The organism is 'Prunus avium' virescence phytoplasma (assembly GCF_050916135.1).
Lineage (GTDB): Bacteria > Bacillota_I > Bacilli_A > Acholeplasmatales > Acholeplasmataceae > Phytoplasma > Phytoplasma ziziphi.
Window position 1 is genome coordinate 480895 of sequence record NZ_CP069156.1, and the last position, 19847, is coordinate 500741.

Annotated in this window: 18 protein-coding genes and 1 pseudogene; 12 read left to right on the forward strand and 7 right to left on the reverse strand. The window is 20.9% G+C overall.

Annotation, left to right across the window (positions count from 1 at the left end):
* Positions 1–89 precede the first annotated feature (89 nt).
* The 11 genes and pseudogenes from JNO41_RS02200 (at position 90) to JNO41_RS02250 (ending at position 6196) form a co-directional block, all read left to right on the forward strand.
* Positions 90–437, forward strand: a complete 348-nt coding sequence (locus tag JNO41_RS02200; RefSeq protein WP_432729335.1) for a DegV family protein — start codon at positions 90–92, stop codon at positions 435–437.
* Positions 416–970 (forward strand): DegV family protein, encoded by a 555-nt coding sequence (locus tag JNO41_RS02205; RefSeq protein WP_432729337.1) that lies wholly within the window; start codon positions 416–418, stop codon positions 968–970. Before JNO41_RS02200 ends, JNO41_RS02205 begins: the two co-directional genes overlap by 22 nt.
* Positions 971–1084: 114 nt before the next feature.
* Positions 1085–1465, forward strand: coding sequence for a hypothetical protein (locus JNO41_RS02210; RefSeq protein ID WP_432729671.1), 381 nt, complete (start codon positions 1085–1087; stop codon positions 1463–1465).
* Positions 1466–1482: 17 nt separating this feature from the next.
* Complete coding sequence (locus JNO41_RS02215) at positions 1483–1884, forward strand: hypothetical protein (protein WP_432729339.1); 402 nt, start codon at positions 1483–1485, stop codon at positions 1882–1884.
* 31 nt (positions 1885–1915) lie between these two features.
* Entirely contained in the window at positions 1916–2851 is a 936-nt protein-coding gene (locus JNO41_RS02220; RefSeq protein ID WP_121464218.1) for an HD domain-containing protein, read from the forward strand.
* A gap of 97 nt (positions 2852–2948) precedes the next feature.
* Positions 2949–3152 carry a thioredoxin family protein gene (locus JNO41_RS02225; RefSeq protein WP_432729342.1) on the forward strand — a complete coding sequence of 68 codons (204 nt, stop codon included), beginning with the start codon at positions 2949–2951 and terminating at the stop codon, positions 3150–3152.
* 35 nt (positions 3153–3187) lie between these two features.
* Positions 3188–3256: pseudogene (locus tag JNO41_RS02230) on the forward strand (hypothetical protein); the annotation flags it as partial.
* Between the two features lie 51 nt (positions 3257–3307).
* Entirely contained in the window at positions 3308–4159 is an 852-nt protein-coding gene (truB, locus tag JNO41_RS02235) for a tRNA pseudouridine(55) synthase TruB (RefSeq protein WP_121464220.1), read from the forward strand.
* A 719-nt stretch (positions 4160–4878) separates the two neighbouring features.
* Positions 4879–5478, forward strand: a complete 600-nt coding sequence (locus JNO41_RS02240; protein ID WP_432729345.1) for a DUF2963 domain-containing protein — start codon at positions 4879–4881, stop codon at positions 5476–5478.
* Positions 5479–5513: 35 nt separating this feature from the next.
* Entirely contained in the window at positions 5514–5741 is a 228-nt protein-coding gene (locus tag JNO41_RS02245) for a DUF2963 domain-containing protein (protein WP_432729674.1), read from the forward strand.
* Positions 5702–6196, forward strand: coding sequence for a DUF2963 domain-containing protein (locus JNO41_RS02250; RefSeq protein ID WP_420885683.1), 495 nt, complete (start codon positions 5702–5704; stop codon positions 6194–6196). Before JNO41_RS02245 ends, JNO41_RS02250 begins: the two co-directional genes overlap by 40 nt.
* Before the next feature lie 777 nt (positions 6197–6973).
* On the opposite strand, the gene JNO41_RS02255 is transcribed toward JNO41_RS02250, so the two are convergent.
* The 4 genes from JNO41_RS02255 to JNO41_RS02270 form a co-directional block, all read right to left on the reverse strand.
* A complete protein-coding gene (locus tag JNO41_RS02255; RefSeq protein WP_121464223.1) occupies positions 6974–7774 on the reverse strand; it encodes a hypothetical protein in 801 nt (266 codons plus the stop codon).
* Positions 7775–7811: 37 nt separating this feature from the next.
* On the reverse strand, positions 7812–8279 hold the full coding sequence (locus JNO41_RS02260) for a Panacea domain-containing protein (RefSeq protein ID WP_121464224.1): 468 nt from the start codon (positions 8277–8279) through the stop codon (positions 7812–7814).
* A 1009-nt stretch (positions 8280–9288) separates the two neighbouring features.
* Positions 9289–10887, reverse strand: a complete 1599-nt coding sequence (gene ftsH / locus JNO41_RS02265) for an ATP-dependent zinc metalloprotease FtsH (RefSeq protein ID WP_121464225.1) — start codon at positions 10885–10887, stop codon at positions 9289–9291.
* 2 nt (positions 10888–10889) lie between these two features.
* Complete coding sequence (locus JNO41_RS02270) at positions 10890–12104, reverse strand: hypothetical protein (protein ID WP_121464226.1); 1215 nt, start codon at positions 12102–12104, stop codon at positions 10890–10892.
* Positions 12105–14068: 1964 nt separating this feature from the next.
* Here JNO41_RS02270 and JNO41_RS02275 point away from each other — a divergent pair.
* A complete protein-coding gene (locus JNO41_RS02275; protein WP_121464227.1) occupies positions 14069–17053 on the forward strand; it encodes a hypothetical protein in 2985 nt (994 codons plus the stop codon).
* Positions 17054–17481: 428 nt separating this feature from the next.
* Here JNO41_RS02275 and JNO41_RS02280 read toward each other — a convergent pair whose 3' ends face one another.
* From JNO41_RS02280 to JNO41_RS02290, 3 genes are all read right to left on the reverse strand, one after another.
* The gene (locus JNO41_RS02280; RefSeq protein ID WP_121464228.1) at positions 17482–18969 is read right to left on the reverse strand and encodes a 2-hydroxycarboxylate transporter family protein; all 1488 of its coding nucleotides are present in this window, start codon (positions 18967–18969) and stop codon (positions 17482–17484) included.
* A gap of 148 nt (positions 18970–19117) precedes the next feature.
* On the reverse strand, positions 19118–19405 hold the full coding sequence (locus tag JNO41_RS02285) for a DJ-1/PfpI family protein (protein WP_432729348.1): 288 nt from the start codon (positions 19403–19405) through the stop codon (positions 19118–19120).
* On the reverse strand, positions 19374–19637 hold the full coding sequence (locus JNO41_RS02290; protein ID WP_432729350.1) for a DJ-1/PfpI family protein: 264 nt from the start codon (positions 19635–19637) through the stop codon (positions 19374–19376). Before JNO41_RS02290 ends, JNO41_RS02285 begins: the two co-directional genes overlap by 32 nt.
* Positions 19638–19847 lie beyond the last annotated feature (210 nt).

Sequence of the window (19847 nt, forward strand, 5' to 3'; positions counted from 1 at the left end):
TATAATAACTTGGTATAATAATCATAAAAATGAATATCAAAAAATTTTGATATAAAATTTTAAAATTTAAAGATTTAAAGGTTTCATAAATGAATAAAATAAATAAAAATAATCAAAATATCAAAATAGCTTCGACATCAACTAGTTGCTTAGATTATTCTCCATATAAAAATCATAATATTGATTTAATTAGAATTAAAATTTTTATCAATAATAAAGAATATATCGACGGCGAAACTATAACAGCTAAAGAATTTTATGATATATTAAATGAAAACACTAATGTAGATGTAAAAACTTCTCAACCTTCTATCGGAGAATTAATATGTTATTTCAGAAATTTAGTTAAAAAAGGTTATAAAAAAACTTTTGTCTTAACTATTTCTCAAAAATTAAGTGGGAGTTATAATGTTGTTTGTCAAGCTCAAAGCAATTAAAAGACGAAATTGAAATTATCCCTTATAATACTAATACTGTTTGTTTTTCAGAAGGATATTTCGCTTTAGAAGCAGAACGTCTTTTTTCAGAAGGCGCCTCTGTTGAACAAGTTATAAAACATTTAGATTTTTTAAAAGAAAACAATACTATCTTTTTTATCGTTAATTCTTTAACACAATTAATTAAAAATGGACGTTTAAGCAAAACAAAAGGTTTTTTAGGTAGATTTTTTAGAATTAAGCCTATTTTACAAGTTAACAAAAATGGAGAAATTGTTTTAATTGAAAAAAAAATTTCTATGAAAAAAGCTTTTTTATCTATTAGCGATAAAATCAAAAAATACACACAAAATAAAAAATTTTTAATACATATTTTAAGTACTGGAAATAATCATATCAAAGACGAATTTAAAGTTTTTTTAGAAAAAGAATTACAATTAGAAAAAATTATAGAAGTTCCTTCTACCCCAGCCGTAGGTGCTCATGTAGGTAATGATGTTTTCGGAGTAGGAGTCATAATTTTAAATTCTTGATAAAAAAATATTAAAAAAAGGTGTTTTGATGCAATTTTGTAGCAAAAAAATAATAAAATTGAAAAAGCACAAAAAATAATAAAAGAAATTAAAAAAAAAGGTTTCGAAGCTTTTATTGTTGGCGGAACTGTAAGAGATATAATTTTAAATATACCTATAAATGATGTTGATATAACTACTAATGGTCGTTACGAAGAAATTTCTAAATTCTTAATTTGCCATAAAAAAAATATCAAATATGGTTCTTTTCAAATTATCTTTGAAAAAGAAAAATTTGAAACTACTACTTATAGAAAAGAAGGACCTTATTTAGACCATAGAAATCCTTCTTTTGTCGAATTCATTTCAGATATTAAAGAAGATTTAAAAAGACGTGATTTCACTATTAATGGTTTTTTAATGAATGAAAATGGAGAAATCATTGATTATATTAATGGTTATAATGATTTAATCAAAAAACAAATAAAAACTATTGGAGAACCATACCAAAATTAACAGAAGATGCTTTAAGAATGATGCGTATTTTCACTCTTCAAGCGAAATCTAATTTTGAAATCGAAATCGAAACTAAAAACATTTTAAGAAAAAATATTTTTTTATTAAACAAAATAACACCTCAAGAAATAATTAAAGAATTAAAAAAAATAACAAAACGAAAATTCTTTCTAAAAGCTCTTATATCTTTAAAAGAAACTAATGCTATTTCTTTTTTGACAGAATTTAAAGAAAGTATTCTCTTTATAATTAAAGAAAATTTAACAAAAATGAATCCAGAATTATTTTTAGATTTATCTTTTATTTTAAATCCTAATATAATCAATTCTTTTTCGTTCAGTAAAAAAGAAAAAAAAAGATTTAAAAAATTAATTTCATTATATCAATTCCCAAGGAAATATCCACTGTTAATAAATTAAAAATTTTATATTATTAAAAAGGTAACAAATTATGAATCAAAACTTATTTTTAAAAAATAAAAAAATAGGTGATAAAATTGAATTTATCGGCAAAATAACTAGTATTAATAAAGGAGAGCATTTTTTTAACATTAATCTTTTATTAATAGAAGATTTCGGCGTTAATATCAAAATAGATCCAACATTTCCGACACTCGAAAAAGAAAAAATTTATTTTTTTAAAACAAAATACAAAGAAAAAAATGAAAAAAATATTTTATTATGCGAAGAATATGATATCATTGAAAATATTTTAAATCTAGAACAAGTTTTTAATTATTATAAACACTTTTTTAAATGTTCTCCTCTTTCTTTCGATATAATCGATCAAAAAATAAATAATTTTTTATCTAAGATTGAAAATCCTGTTTTACAAAAAATAACTCATAATTTATACTCTAAACATAAGATAAAATTTTTAATTTCTCCAGCGGCTTGTAAAATGCATCATGATTATTATGGAGGTTTAAGTTATCATACTCTTAATATGTTAAACATGTCTCAACATTATGTCGAAATATACCCTTTTTTAAATCAAGATTTATTAAATTGCGGGATTATTCTTCATGATATGGCGAAAATAATAGAATTTGATTTTTTATCCAAAACTTATACAACAAAAGGAAAATTATTAGGGCATTTAATCTTAGGAGTTAATTATATTCATGAAGAAGCTCTTTTGTTAGGGTTGCAAGATAAAGAAGAAACTTTACTTTTAAAACATTTATTAATTTCACATCATGGTTTATTACAATATGGCGCCGCTAGAGAACCACAAATCGGAGAAGCTCTTTTATTATGGTATTTAGACGATATAGATGCCAAATTAAATACTTTAAATGAAAAAATAAAAGAAACCGAAAAAGGAGAATTTACTGAAAATTTATCTGTCATAAAAGGAAGATCATTTTATAAACCTAATTTATAATATATTTGTATACATTTTTTTATTAAAAAATATGTTTATTGTTTTATTTTCTATATTTTAAAAATTTTATAAAAAAAGAAGGGTTATAAAAATTAAAATGTCCCAAAATCAACCAAATATAGATTTAAAGTCTGTAATCAACCAAAATAAAATAGTTCTTGTCGACTTTTTTGCTCCTTGGTGCGGACCTTGTCAAAAATTAATGCCTGTTTTGAATAATTTTGAACAACAAAACCCTAATATAAAGGTAATCAAAATTAATGGTGATTTTAATAAAATTTTCTTTATGAATATAATGTAAGAAGTTTTCCTACTTTAGTATTATTCAAAAACGGAGAAGAAATCAAAAGACAAACTGGTTATTGCACTCACGAGGATTTAATATCTTTTTGTCAAATAAGCTAAATAAAAATAATTTTTTTTAACTAAAAAAAGAAAGAAAATATAAATATTCTCATGAATGGTTTCTTTTTAATTAACAAAGAAAAAAATATGTCATCTCATGATGCTATTTATTTAATAAAAAAAAAATTAAATCTTAATAAAATAGGACATACAGGGATTTTAGATCCTATGGCAGAAGGTCTTTTAATTGTTTTGATAAATAAAGCTACAAAGTTAGCTTTTTTATTTGAAAATTTAGATAAAACATATCAAGGGAGTATTATTTTTAATAAAAATTTTGATACTTTAGACGTAACAGGGAAAATAATTGACACAAAAACAAATATTTTATCAATAGAAGAAATTGAAAAAAGTTTCCTTTTCTTTAGTAAAAAAAAATATTTACAAGTTCCTCCTATGTATTCGGCTATCAAAATTAAAGGAAAAAAAATGTATAATTTAGCAAGAAAAAATATACAAATTGACATTCCTCCTAGAAAAGTTAATATTAAAAATTTAAAAATAACATCTTCTTTCGAAAATGATTCAATCGATTTCGAAACCAAAGTATCAAAAGGAACGTATATAAGAAGCTTAGCTAGAGATATTGCGTCTCAAATGAATACCTACGGCGCATTAAAAAAATTAACAAGAACTAAAATAGGTTTATATAATTTAAAAAAAGCTCAAAATATTAATTCAGTCGATTTCAAAAATTTAATCGATGTTAAAATATTATTTAAAAAAACACAAAAAATTATTTTAAATGATTATTTAATTAAATTAGTTAAAAATGGCGTTTTATTAGATGAAAGACAAATTTCGACAACAAAATCATTTCTTGTCTTAGATAAAAATCAAAATTGGATTGCTTATTATGAACCAATACAAAAAAATAAATATTATCCCAAATATTTTTTTTGAAAAAATATATAAAAAATATTAAAATTTTATTACAAAAAACATGAATAAACATAAAAATTATTTAATTTATCGCACTGTTATAGAAAATTTAAATAATTTTATTTTTTTTAAGAATTTGACTTTTAAAGTTAAACTCTTTTTTTGCCTAAATTAAGAAGTTGTTGATATATGGATCTAAATATAAATATAACAAAGTTGTTTAAAATGATGTTTATATTTTAGAAGAAAAAAATTTATAAATTAAATAAAAACCTATTTATTTTGGAAAAAGAACTTATGATTATGTACTTGTTATTTTTTAGTTCCTTTTATTACTAATTTTATTTCCGAATGAAGAAACTAAATAAACATAAAAATCATCATCAAATTATTATTTTAAAAGTTGAAAAAAACTTTTTGAACTTAAATAAAATTAAGAAAGATACAAATTTCAAATATAAAACATCAAACCAAAAATATGTCTTTTAGTGGTCTTTGTTAGACATCGTGATTCAATAAATTTAAAAATAATATTAATTATTATTTTTATTTATATAATATAAATTATTAAAGATTATTTTTTAAATTTATTTAAATTTATTTAAATTTATTTAAATTTATTTAAATTTATTTAAATTTTAAAAGTAACTTTTATAAAACAAAACTTTTTAAAAAAGATATGAAAGTGAAAGAGCTATTTAATAATAATTAAATAAAAACCAAATTAAAAGGATTATAAAATGAAAAATAATTTAACAAAAATATTTTATTATGAAGATAATAAAAGAATATACTCTATCTACGAATACAATCCATTTAATGGAAAACCAATCAAAAAAACTTTTTTTCAAATTGACGGAAAAACAATAAATAGTATCAATGAATATGATCCATCTACTGGAAATAAAATCAAAGAAACTGATTTTCAAAACGACGGAAAAATAATAGAATGCATCTCTGAATACAATCTATCTACTGGAAACTTAATCAAAGAAACTTGGTTCCAAGAAGACGGTGCAACAATAATTAACATCAATAAACATGATTCATCTACTGGAAACTTAAAAAGAACTTATTTCCAAGACGACGGCAAAACAATAAGCTATATCATGGAAGATGATCCATGTATTGTATTATTCGAACGCATCAAAACAACTTATTTTCGATCAGACGGGAAAACAATAAACTATATTACCGAATACGTTCCATATGATATTTTTCCATTTAGAGAAAATTATTACAAATCTGATGGTTCAACAATAGATTTTATTGAAGAATTTGATCCAGCTGATTTTTCGCCTATTAAAACAACTTATTACAATCCTGATGGTCTATTTTAAAGGAAACAAATTTTGCAAATAATGAATATAACTATATCAAAGAATTTGATTTATATAACGAAAAATTAATTAAAAAAACTTATTACCTAGATGACGAAAAAACCATAAATAGTATCGGTAAATATGATCCGTCTACTAGAAAAATAATTGAAAAAACTTTTTACAATAACGACGGAAAAACAATAAAAGCTATTTGTAAATATGATCCATCTACTGAAAAAAAATTAAATACACTAGTTTCCGAACTAAAAGTAAAAAAATAAATTACATCAACGAATACAATCCATATACTGGAAAATTAATTAAAAAAACTTATTACCAAAGTGACGGAAAAACAATAGAAAACATCATTGATTACGATCTATGTAGTAGAAAAAAAATTAAAGAAACTCATTTCATATCTGATGGAAAAACAATAAACTATATCGAAGAATTCTTTCCATCTACTGGACATAAAATTAAAGAAACTTATTTCCGAAACGACGGTAAAACAATAAAATATATCAGTGAATATGATACATTTATTGAAAACTTCTTTATTGAAAACTTATTCGAAATCTTAATTAAAAAAACTTGGTTCCAAGATGACGGCCGAAAAATATGTTATATTGAAGAATTTAATCCATTGAAGGGGAATAAAATTAAATTAACTCAATTTCAATTCGATGGAAAAACAATAAGCTACATAACTGAATATGATCCATCTAATGACAACTGAATTTAATCAACTCATCGCAAATCAACAAAAAACTTTATCAATGAACACAATTAATCCAATAACAAATTTATTCGAAAAACTTATTTAAATCCTGCTGATTCCGTCTGAAAAGAAATAAAAAAGGCGAATCCGAAATATAGTATTTTAAATAACAAAATAGTCTAAATAAGAGACTATTTTTAATGTGAGGTAATAATTTTTATTAGAGTGTGGGTAAAATTCATATTAATAATTAGTTTTTTATGCTAAATAAAAACTCATATACGTTTATTTTGATAAATAAAATTTAATTAATTTAACGTTTTTATATTTTTATAATAACGGTTTTATTAAAAACTTTAATCAATACAAACAAAATGCATTTTTTTAATTTTTGTTAATATAATTTAATAATTTTGGTTATAAATCATATATGAAGAATTAAAATATTTTTTTATTTATACTCAATAAATTTAAAAAGTAACTTTTATAAAACAAAACTATTTAAAAAAGCTATAAAAGCGCAAAGATATAAAAATTAGTTTAAAATTTTTTTGTTTATTAATTCGCGCTGTATCCTGAAAATTAAAATAAAAATAAATCATTCAAACAAATAAGATCAACTTAAAGTCGGGATTGTTTGATTTTTTTGTTCAATTTATAAAAATGATAAGGTTTTGTCTTTTTGCGCACTTGCAAAACAAAATTTTATAAAATATTCTTCTTAGGTTTTGATTTTAGAGTGTATCTTTTAATCATTTAATAAAAAATTATTACAAAAAAAGATTAATAATATTATTATTTTTTTTCTTTTTTGTTATTTTTTTGATTTTTTGAATAATATTCATTAAATAAATTAGTAATATTATTAAATTCTTTTTGTAAATCAATAATATATTCTATTAATAATTTATTATTATATTTTTTACTTAAATTATTAAGAGATCCGATAAAGTTTTTGCTATTTTTTTCGATCTCTTTGTATAAATCATCAATATCTTTATCTTTTTTTGCATGATTTACATTATATTCAAGATCATAACAAGCAATATTGATCAACATATCAAAATCTGTTTTAGGGTTTTTTATTTTAATAACAAAAAAATTTTCGTTACATTTAAAATTTTTTATTTTTATTTTTTCTCCTTTATGAACTAATACCCAATTATTAATTTCTTTCAAAATTTTTTTAAATGTGTTAGGTTGTTTACCGTTAACTAATAAAACAATAGAGCCGCAGGAATAACGATAATAAACTCTACTTAATAATTGTTTATAGACAAAGTCTAAATCATGTAAACCGCAAAAATTTTTACATTCGATAATATAATCTTCGTTTTTATTTAAAGAAATTAAAACATCAACTTTGCCATGTCTTTTTAGAGTTTCATTAGTAGCTTTAAATTTATCTAAATTATTAAAAATACTAGCGATATGAGCGCTAATATAATTTTCATCAAAATTAGTAGAAGAATATTTTTTTAAAAATAACAAATTTTGTTCAAAATTTGTCATACATTTATCCAAAATTTTGATAATATACAAATAATTTTCATCATCTAAAATAGAAGATATAGAAGATATTTTTGTTTCTATCAAAAAATTATTCTCACTTTCATTAAATAAAAATTTTTAATTATTTTCTTTTAGAAAAATAATTATACAAAATTTTAGGAGTAATAACGCATTCAGACCAAGATTTATTAGGATCATAAACTGTTTTCCAAGGATCTTCTTCATGAGTTTTTTTACTTAATTCTTTACTATTTAGACCATAAAATTCATCATAAATTTGTTCTAATATTTCTTTTTGTTCTTTAGTTAAATTTTTATTTGTGGCTGATTTATCAAAATTTAAATTAGTATTTGGTTTCATTGTTTCTTGAAATAAAATTTCTGCATAAATAACAGGGATAACAGGTCCATAAATCCAAGCTTCAATTGTTTCATTAAACAAAACTGTATTATATTTGGCTAAAAAATATCCTTGTGAATAATAAAGTAATTTTTGTAATTTAGTTTTATTTATAGAAGAATCTTTATTTAAAAAATATTTTGCTATATCAAAAACATTAATTTCATCATTATTATTTTTTTGTTCCATTTTTGTAATCTCCCTTATTTTTATTCAAAATATTTAAATTATATCTAAATATATTAATTTGATTATTGTTTTTGATATTTTGAGAATATAAACAAAATAAATTCATTATATATTTTCGAAATTTTATTTCTATCCTGGAACAAATAACTTAAATTTAGAATTTAAATTTTTATAAAATTGTTAATTATCTTAATCAAAAATAAATATAAAATCTTCTAAAATTTTTTTATTTTAATTAATTAAAAAATTATGTGGCCGATTGGCAAAAATATAAAAATATTTGTAATTAAGAATAATTTATTTTTTTATTTTCCTGTTATTAAAGAATATAAGTATTTTTTCGATCCAAAATATTAATTATTTTTTTAATTTTTTAATATTTTTATTTAAATAAGAGATTATATATTTTTATATTTAATAAAGTGAATGTTTTTAAAATTTAAGCGATATTTTTAGAAATTAATACAGACAATAATATTTTGATATCATAATTTAAGTAATTTAGGTATTAGCGTGATTATCATATTTTAGTTATAGTCACAAAAATAAAAACAATTTCCGATTTTTATAATTACAAGTAACTATTAAAATAGAAACCAAACAAAATATCTTGTTAAATTTAATTAATTAAAAATAAAAAATAATAATATTAAAATAAGATAATTAATGAATAATTAATAAAAAACAATTTTATTTTTATTATTATTTTTTTTTAAAATGATTATTTTGATATTATGATTTACATTTTTTAACATAAATTTGATGTTACGTTATTTATCTTGTTTTTCATTGTTTAACTCCTTAGATTAAATAATTTATATAAAAAATATTATAATAAAATATTTAATAATTATAAAAATATTAATTTAAATTTTACTTGTTTACATTTTATATAGTACAATAATTATTTCGTTTTTTTAATTATTTTGTCAAAAAATTATATATTTTTCTGAATAATAAAAAAAGAAACTTCAAAAAAAGTTTCTTTTTTTATTATTGATTGAATATTTTAAAAACTTGTTAATTTTTCTATCTCTTCTTTATTAATAGTTTCTTTTTCTAATAATAAATTAACTATTTTATCTAATAAAGATTTATTTTCTTTAATCACTTTTTGACATTCTTGATAACATTGATCTATTATTTTTTTAATTTCTGTATCAATCGCTTTTTTATCAGAAAAATCAGAATCTTGAGAAACACCTAAATCACTCATTCCATATTTAGTCACCATTAAACTAGCTATTTTAGTAGCTTGTTTAAAATCCTCACAAGCTCCATTAGAAACATCGTCAAAAACTAATTCTTCAGCTACTCTACCGCCTAAATAAGAAATAATATTCGCTAACATTCTTTTTTTAGAAGAAAAGAAAGTTTCTTTTTCAGGTAACATTAAATTATAACCACCAGCTGAACCTCTTGGGATAATAGTAATCTTTTGAACTTTTTGAGCGTGTTCTAATTTTAAACCAATAACGGCGTGTCCAGCTTCATGGTAAGCCACCATTTTTCTTTCTTCTTCTGTATATTTAATTGATTTTTTGGCTGGACCCATTAAAACGCGATCAATCGCTTCTTCTAAATCTTCCATAGTAATCATTTCTTTTTGATTTCTTACTGTTAAAATAGAAGCTTCATTTAAAACTGCTTCTAATTGAGCGCCACTCATACCTGGAGTTTGTTTCGCTAATTGATTAAAATTAATATCAGGAGAAATATTTTTATTACGAACATGAACTTTTAAAATAGCTTCTCTAGCTTTAACATCAGGTAGACCAACTATAAATTTGCGATCGAATCTTCCTGGTCTTAATAAAGCTGAATCTAACATATCCGCTCTATTAGTAGCTCCGATGATAATGATTCCTTGTGTTGAAGTAAAACCATCCATTTCAGTTAAAAGTTGATTAAGAGTTTGATCTGTTTCTTGAGATCCTCCTGAAAAACCACCTCTTTTACTACCTAAAACATCTATTTCATCAATAAAAAGAATGCAAGGAGAATGATCTTTAGCTTCTTTAAATAATTCTCTGACACGAGAAGCACCGACACCGACATATTTTTCAACAAATTCAGAACCAGCTACAGCGTAAAAAGGAACTCCAGCTTCACCAGCTAAAGCTTTCGCTAATAAGGTTTTACCTGTTCCTGGCGGCCCTTCTAATAAAACACCTTTAGGTATTTTAGCTCCTACGGAAGCATACTTTTGAGGTCTTTTTAAAAAATCAATTAATTCCTTCATTTCTTCTTTTTCTTCTTCATTGCCAGCAACATCTTCGAAAGTAAAATAAGATTTTTGTTTGGATGAAACTAAAGATTTAGAATTAATTTTTGAATTTCTAGATAAAAAAGCCTCGCCCCAATAACCTAATAATAATAAAGTTTGTACAGGCGTCAAAAATTGATTTATTCTAGTTCTAATTTCTACTTTGATGAATATCATCATTTTATGAAATTTATAAAAACGATATATATTTTGATTGTATTGCGGATTTAATATATTTTCATTCAAAATTGTAAGTATAAAATCAACAACATAAAACATAAATAAAAAGAAAATGCAATTTCTTAAAGTTATTTTAGAAAAAATTTTTTTTAAATTCTTCATAATTAATTTGTACTTTCTATATTATGAACGCAAACAGGAATATTTAACATTTGTTCATGTAAAAGACATAATATTTTTTCGAATATTTCTTCAAAAGTTTTTTGTTTTAATTCTTTTATCTCTGACGATTCTTCTTGTTGAGATTGAGGTCCTAAACCCAATGAAGGGAATAATGTGCGAATGTTATTATCATACGTATCCCACAAATCAGTTATTTCACTTTCAAAAATACCTTGTGAGTTAATAACTAAATTTTCATTTTGTAAATACTTGATGGATAAATTATTAATTTGTTCGATATTTGTTGCATGAATAGAAGAATTTGAATCATTCACATTCCTTATCCCAAATAAATTATTTTCTATTGTTTGACCTTTATTTCTTTTATTTTCTAAATATTGTTTTATATGTGATAAATTTATAGAAATTTTAGAATCATCTTTAAAATGAAATATACTTCGTATAAAATGGAAATAATATTCTTCTTGATTATATTCATCTATTTCAGATGCAACACTTAATCTTATATCAAATGTACCTTTTTCAGTAATTTCTATTTTTAATTTATTTGAATCTAAATCTTTATTTGTTAAAAACTTTAGGAATAAATTATTAATTTGTGTGATAATTTTTTCTTGAATAGAAAAATTTATATCTGTTACGTCTTTATCTATTACGAATCTCAAAACATAATCTTTGTTTTTTTCTTCAGAATTTAAATTATTCCAAGCTTCTTCTAAACATTGTAAAGCTTTTGTTTCATTAAAACCATAATTTTTTAAATCTAAATCTTTATAAATGTTCATGCTGTCTTCATTATGTGGTAAAAAGGGTTTAGGAAAATATTTTGTATTATCTTGAAAAAAAGCTTTAGTAAATAAAAGCGAAAGAGGTTTTAAATTAGTCTCATTTTGAGTTATTTCTTGTCTATTTAAAACATAATACAAACTTTTTCGAAACTTGTATTGTTTCATCAAAGGCAAAATATCTTTATTTTTATTTTCGTCTGTAAACAATTCTATAAAAATCATATCTCCTTTATCAGGAATATTTTGTTTTAATTCTTCTGATAATTTATTTGTATAATTTTGTTCTTCTTTGTTTTTTTCTGAATTTTTTTGTTTTGTATTATTATAATCATAAACGAAATATATCGTAATTATTAATATAAATATTAAAAATATCGGTACTAAATATATAGATTTAAATTTTTTCATATTAACACTCTTTCATTTTGTTATTTATAAAACAATAAATAATAAAATTAAATTTAATAAAATTAAATTTAATTTTCTAATTATTAAAACCATTATATATTGAAAAAAAATTTAATACAAGTTTTATGTAAACTTGTTTTATAAGACATTAAACAAAATAATTAAAATGATATTTTATTTAATTCGAAAATTAATCAAATTTTAGTCAATTTATCTATTTGATAAAAGTTAAATTTTAACCAATTAGGAGAAAATTTTTATTTATTTTTTAAAATTTTGATACCATTTTCTTAGACATAAATAGGTTTTTCTATTTATGTAAGAAACAAATTAATTTAAATATAATATTTTATATAAAAAATGAATAATATAGAAAAATAATCACTTTTATAATTAATAATCTTTATTTTTTTAATAAATAATTAATATAAATCTTTTTATGATACAATTTAATATGTAAGATCGTATTTAATAATCAATTAAATTTAATTATTTTTAATTATTTTATTATTGTAATTTTAAATAAAATAATATATTCATAAAGGAAAAAAGCAAATAATAATATTATTTGGCAAAATAATTAATTAAAAAATAAATTTTATTATTAATTTTAGAAATTTAGATAAACGTTAAAAAATATTTTTTTAAAATTTGTTTTAATATAAAATATTTCAATATTATTATTTTCAATAATTATAAAAAGAATTTTTTTAATTTAGTTTATTTTACAGATATTAATTAATATTAAATAATTTTTTTAAATCGAAAAATATTAAAATCTTGAATATAATAAAGTTTCTTTTATATTAGGAAAAATAAAAATTTTAGATTTTATGACTAAATAAATTTTTCGTATATAAAAATTATTTTTTATTATTTAAAATGAGTAAAATGCGATTTATTTCGAAAATATGTTCCCAATAAACATTTAATATTTTTTCTAATTTACATTTTTGAAATAACGAATAATAAATTTTAAATAACGAATAATAAATTCGAATATTTTTTAAATAATCATTTTATTTAAAAAATTAATTTTCAAAAAAATTTATATCTAAACTTTTAATTTGGTTTTTGATTCGAAAATATAACCTAAAGAATCGTAAACAAATATTTTTTAAAAATTTAAAAAATAAAATCATATTTTTAGAACATCATTATATAAATTAGTCTTTTTTTATTATTAAATGCCAATTTATCATAAATAATTTTTTTATAAAATATGTAAAAATGAACATTTCTAAATATTTTTTTAATAAATAATATTAATATTTAATATTAATTAACTAATTTTGGTATATTTTTATTTTTTATACATAAATTGATGATTAAATTCATAGCAATATCTGTTGGAATAATTTAAGCAAGTTATTAATTCGAACAAACTTTTTGCATATTATTTATTATTAGTTTGTTTTTTTATTTCGATTGTAAAAATATTATTTTAATTATATCTTTCAAAATAATTTGAACAATAATTAATTTATAAAATCAAAAGCAAAAATTTTTAATTATTAAATAGAAATATTTAATAAAATTTAAATTATTCATATAATAATCTTTATTATTAGGATTATTTAAATAAAGTTTATTGTTGATTATTTTAAAATAACAAACTATATAACCTAACTAAGATTTTAAATATATTAAATTTATTCATATAAAAAAGTTATATTATTTAACTTTATTCTTTTTTTAAAAAATTTATGAAATAAAGATAAATTTTCTTTACTTAAGAAACTCCCAACATCTAGTATGAAAAAATATCCGATTTAAACTTATAATATATCAATTATACTTTGATAAGGTTCATCAATGCGATATTTTTTAATGGCAAAACAAAGTTTTTAATTTAATAATAATATTTTTTATGATCTTATTTCACTGCTTTCGAAAACATTTAATAAATGAAAATTATTATCATTTATTTTTTTTAATATATTAATTAGAAATTGATATGATATATGTTCATAAATAAAATTAAACAAAATTTTAATTCAATAATTATTTTTGTCTTATTAACAATATTTATATTTATTTTTTATATTTTTATATTATATTTTTCATTAGATATCAAACAAATAACAAATAAAACAATAGATAAAAATATTATTTTTAATAAATCTCAACAATTAATAGTTCCTCCAGAACAATATAATCCAAATGAAGATATTGATGTAACGAATGTAAATAATCCAGAATTATTGGCTGGGCAACTTTTAACAGCTTTAAAAAAAAAACATAAGAAATTATATTTGAAAAGTATACATGCTAACACATTAATTGATTATTTAAAAGATAGAGATCGACAAATACTAAAAATGAAAAATGATTTAAAAACAAAAAACGAAGAATTAACAACAGCTAAAAATGATTTCAGAACAAAAGAAGCAGAATTAACAAAAACCTTAACTAAAAAAAACGAAGAATTAACAACGGCTCAAAATGATTTAAGAACAAAAGAAGCAGAATTAACAAAAACCTTAACTAAAAAAAACGAAGAATTAACAACGGCTCAAAATGATTTAAGAACAAAAAACAAAGAATTAACAACGGCTCAAAATAATTTCAGAACAAAAGAAGCAGAATTAACAAAAACCTTAACTAAAAAAAACGAAGAATTAACAACGGCTCAAAATAATTTCAGAACAAAAGAAGCAGAATTAACAAAAACCTTAACTAAAAAAAACGAAGAATTAACAACGGCTCAAAATAATTTCAGAACAAAAGAAGCAGAATTAACAACGGCTCAAAATGATTTAAGAACAAAAAACGAAGAATTAACAACAGCTAAAAATGATTTCAGAACAAAAGAAGCAGAATTAACAAAAACCTTAACTAAAAAAAACGAAGAATTAACAACGGCTCAAAATAATTTCAGAAAAAAAGAAGCAGAATTAACAACGGCTCAAAATAATTTCAGAACAAAAGAAGCAGAATTAACAAAAACCTTAACTAAAAAAAACGAAGAATTAACAACAGCTAAAAATGATTTCAGAACAAAAGAAGCAGAATTAACAAAAACCTTAACTAAAAAAAACGAAGAATTAACAACGGCTCAAAATAATTTCAGAACAAAAGAAGCAGAATTAACAACGGCTCAAAATGATTTAAGAACAAAAAACGAAGAATTAACAACAGCTAAAAATGATTTCAGAACAAAAGAAGCAGAATTAACAAAAACCTTAACTAAAAAAAACGAAGAATTAACAACGGCTCAAAATAATTTCAGAAAAAAAGAAGCAGAATTAACAACGGCTCAAAATAATTTCAGAACAAAAGAAGCAGAATTAACAAAAACCTTAACTAAAAAAAACGAAGAATTAACAACAGCTAAAAATGATTTCAGAACAAAAGAAGCAGAATTAACAAAAACCTTAACTAAAAAAAACGAAGAATTAACAACGGCTCAAAATAATTTCAGAACAAAAGAAGCAGAATTAACAACGGCTCAAAATGATTTAAGAACAAAAAACGAAGAATTAACAACAGCTAAAAATGATTTCAGAACAAAAGAAGCAGAATTAACAAAAACCTTAACTAAAAAAAACGAAGAATTAACAACGGCTCAAAATGATTTAAGAACAAAAAACAAAGAATTAACAACGGCTCAAAATAATTTCAGAACAAAAGAAGCAGAATTAACAAAAACCTTAACTAAAAAAAACGAAGAATTAACAACAGCTAAAAATGATTTCAGAACAAAAGAAGCAGAATTAACAAAAACCTTAACTAAAAAAAACGAAGAATTAACAACGGCTCAAAATAATTTCAGAACAAAAGAAGCAGAATTAACAACGGCTCAAAATGATTTAAGAACAAAAAACGAAGAATTAACAACAGCTAAAAATGATTTCAGAACAAAAGAAGCAGAATTAACAAAAACCTTAACTAAAAAAAACGAAGAATTAACAACGGCTCAAAATGATTTAAGAACAAAAAACAAAGAATTAACAACGGCTCAAAATAATTTCAGAACAAAAGAAGCAGAATTAACAACGGCTCAAAATAATTTCAGAACAAAAGAAGCAGAATTAACAAAAACCTTAACTAAAAAAAACGAAGAATTAACAACGGCTCAAAATGATTTAAGAACAAAAAACAAAGAATTAACAACGGCTCAAAATAATTTCAGAACAAAAGAAGCAGAATTAACAACGGCTCAAAATAATTTCAGAACAAAAGAAGCAGAATTAACAAAAACCTTAACTAAAAAAAACGAAGAATTAACAACGGCTCAAAATGATTTAAGAACAAAAGAAGCAGAATTAACAACGGCTCAAAATGATTTCAGAACAAAAGAAGCAGAATTAACAAAAACCTTAACTAAAAAAAACGAAGAATTAACAACGGCTCAAAATGATTTAAGAACAAAAAACGAAGAATTAACAACAGCTAAAAATGATTTCAGAACAAAAGAAGCAGAATTAACAAAAACCTTAACTAAAAAAAACGAAGAATTAACAACGGCTCAAAATGATTTAAGAACAAAAGAAGCAGAATTAACAAAAACCTTAACTAAAAAAAACGAAGAATTAACAACGGCTCAAAATGATTTAAGAACAAAAGAAGCAGAATTAACAACAGCTAAAAATGATTTCAGAACAAAAGAAGCAGAATTAACAAAAACCTTAACTAAAAAAAACGAAGAATTAACAACGGCTCAAAATGATTTAAGAACAAAAAACGAAGAATTAACAACGGCTCAAAATGATTTAAGAACAAAAAACGAAGAATTAACAACGGCTCAAAATGATTTAAGAACAAAAAACGAAGAATTAACAACAGCTAAAAATGATTTCAGAACAAAAAAAGAAGAATGTAAAAAAATTCAAAGTGCTTTGACTCAACAAGTAAAAGATTCGATCAGTAATAAAAATATTTATCTTTTTATTATTATTCTATGTGTTTTTATAATAATCACTGTTTTTTTATTATTTTATTATTGAATAGTATAGTTTTAAAATAATTTTATATTATATTTATATATTTATTTAATTATAATTTTTCGTTTTAAATTATAATTAAAAGTTAAATGTTATTAAGAATGTCAAAAAGTTATTAAAGAAAATAAACCTTTATTATATAAATAGAATATTTTATTTATTTTATAAAAAGAAACTATTTGAAAAAAGAGGTAAATTTATTAACGAAATAAAATTATTAATAAATTTGACAAAAATAAAATTTTAAGATATTTTAAAAAAATAAAACTCAGTTATTACTAACTGAGTTTTATTTTTTTAAAGAACATTAAATATTCAAATTATTATCTAAAATTTTTAAAAAATAAATTTCAAAACTTTATATTTTTTATATATATTTTTGAAAAGATTTCAACTAAAAAATTGAATTGCATATAATGAAATTTAATCAATTAAATTTGATAAAACAAAGGAAACAAAATACTAGATAATATAACTATAATATCTCCTCCAATACGAGTAGATATTTGAGCATAAGGCATTAAGGCCATAGAATCTGACGCTTCTAAAATAGCCATATTTCCGGCTCCACCAATACTATTAGAACAAAGTCCCGCAGAAATAGCAGATTGAACAGGATAATAACCAAATTTATTTCCAAGAATAGCAGCTGTTAATGATGTAACAATAACACATAACATACAAGTTAATAAAAATTGTAAATTAGAAATAGAATCTGTTATTTTATTAATATTTGTTCCTATCCCGACTAAACATAAAATAGCGGACGTAAAATTATTTGTTATAAATTGAGAAGCTTGTTCGATACATTTTTCATAATAAAAAGAAATTAAATTTAAAAATTTTACTATTATAACTAATATAACCAAAAAAATTATAACAGGAGGCAAATAATTTTCAATATTTTTTAAAAAAGAAAACATTGAAAATACTTTTGATATCATTATCCTTAATACACTACTTAAAATATAAAAAGAAAAAATAGATATTAAACCAGTAGCTATATTTGAATAATTAATATTTAAATCTGTCTTTTTTATACCTTTATTTATATTTTTATCATCTTCTAAAATTTTAATATTTTTTTCTATTATTTTATTAGGACTACTATATTTACTTTTGCCGAAAAATTTCTTAATTAAACCAGATAAAATAACACTAAAAATACCGGCAATTAATAAAGAAGGTAAAATATGATCTTTGAAAGCATCTTCATACATTGCATTCCCTTGAGAAAAAATTTTAGTTAAAGGAATTATTCCGCAAGTAAAACCTCCACATGCTATCGGAGCAAAAATATAAAAAATAGAATCTAAAAAACCATTACGAGTGCTATTTTTAATATGACTTAATCCTTTTATAGGTTCTAAAATTAATCCTATTATTCCTACAAATAAAGCCGATATTATCAAAGTAATAATTACTAAAGGCAAAAATCTTTTTAACATTCTACCTAAAAATTCTTTTTTAATTCCTACAAGACTACCTACTACTAAAGATGTCACAAAGAAATCTAAAAAACCAATACCTCCTGCGTTTTTAGAAAAAAAAGAAGTTTGTTGAATAAATGTTTTTTGAAATTTTGTAAACATCGGAAATCCGAAATTATAATTAAAAATAAAAGCAGGAACTAAAATACATAAAATAGGCCCTCCGCCTATATTTTTTATAATAGGAATTTTAGAACCTATAAATTTTAAAATTCCAGATAAAACCATTACAAATAACAACATAGACATAAAATTATGCCAATTTTGAGAAATTATTTTGTCATTTTCTAAATCATAACTTAAAAATATATGAATTATAATCAAAAATAAAATCGTTATAATCGAAAATGCAGAAAAACCTAAAATATTTATTTTATTTTTTTCATTCTTTTTAAAAGAAATAATATCTAAATTATTCTTTTGTTTCATTAAAAAAATATCTTTCTAAAAAATGTATTTTATACATTAACTTTTTTTAAATTTATATAAATTATTTTATATTTTTTGTATTAAAAAAATTTTATTTAAATATTTTTTAAATAAAAATAGAAAGAAAACATCATTTATTTATAAAAAATTATTTTTTTATTTTATTTAATAAATGTTTTACAAAATCTAAAACTGTTTCAGAAGAACGTGATGTAACAAAAATATCACTAGTGACAGCTTTTTCATTAGGGCAATGATTACCTTTTATATATTTTTCATATCCTGGATAACAAGTAAAATTATGATTTTCTAATAAATTTAATTTACCTAAAAAAGAAGGCGCAGCGCAAATAGCCCCAATAATTTTTTTATTTTCAACAAAATGTTTTATAATTTGAAAAATTTTATTTAAAATTTCGCCATTTTCTTCTAACATTTTTTTTTACATATGGACCGCCTGGAATGATTAAAAAATCATATTCAGATAATTGAACTTCATCAATATGTAAATCTGATTTTACTATTAATTTTTGCGAAGAAACAACTTCCAAATCAGTATTTGAAGTAAAAGTAATAATATCTAAATAATTTTTTTTTAAGAATGCCCTTGTAGCCAAAGCTTCGCAATCTTCGAAACCATTAGATAAAAATAATAAACCTTTTTTCATATAAAAAACTCTTTTCATTTAAGTTAATAAAAATTAAATTAATTAAATATTTAATTAATTTAATTTTTAATTGTATTAATATGATAATCAATCACCAAATTTATTTTATCATTATTTACTTTAATTTAAATATAACAATTTTGATAAATTATTAAATATGTTATAATTAATTGGATATTATTATTATTTTTCATAATAAATAATATCTGT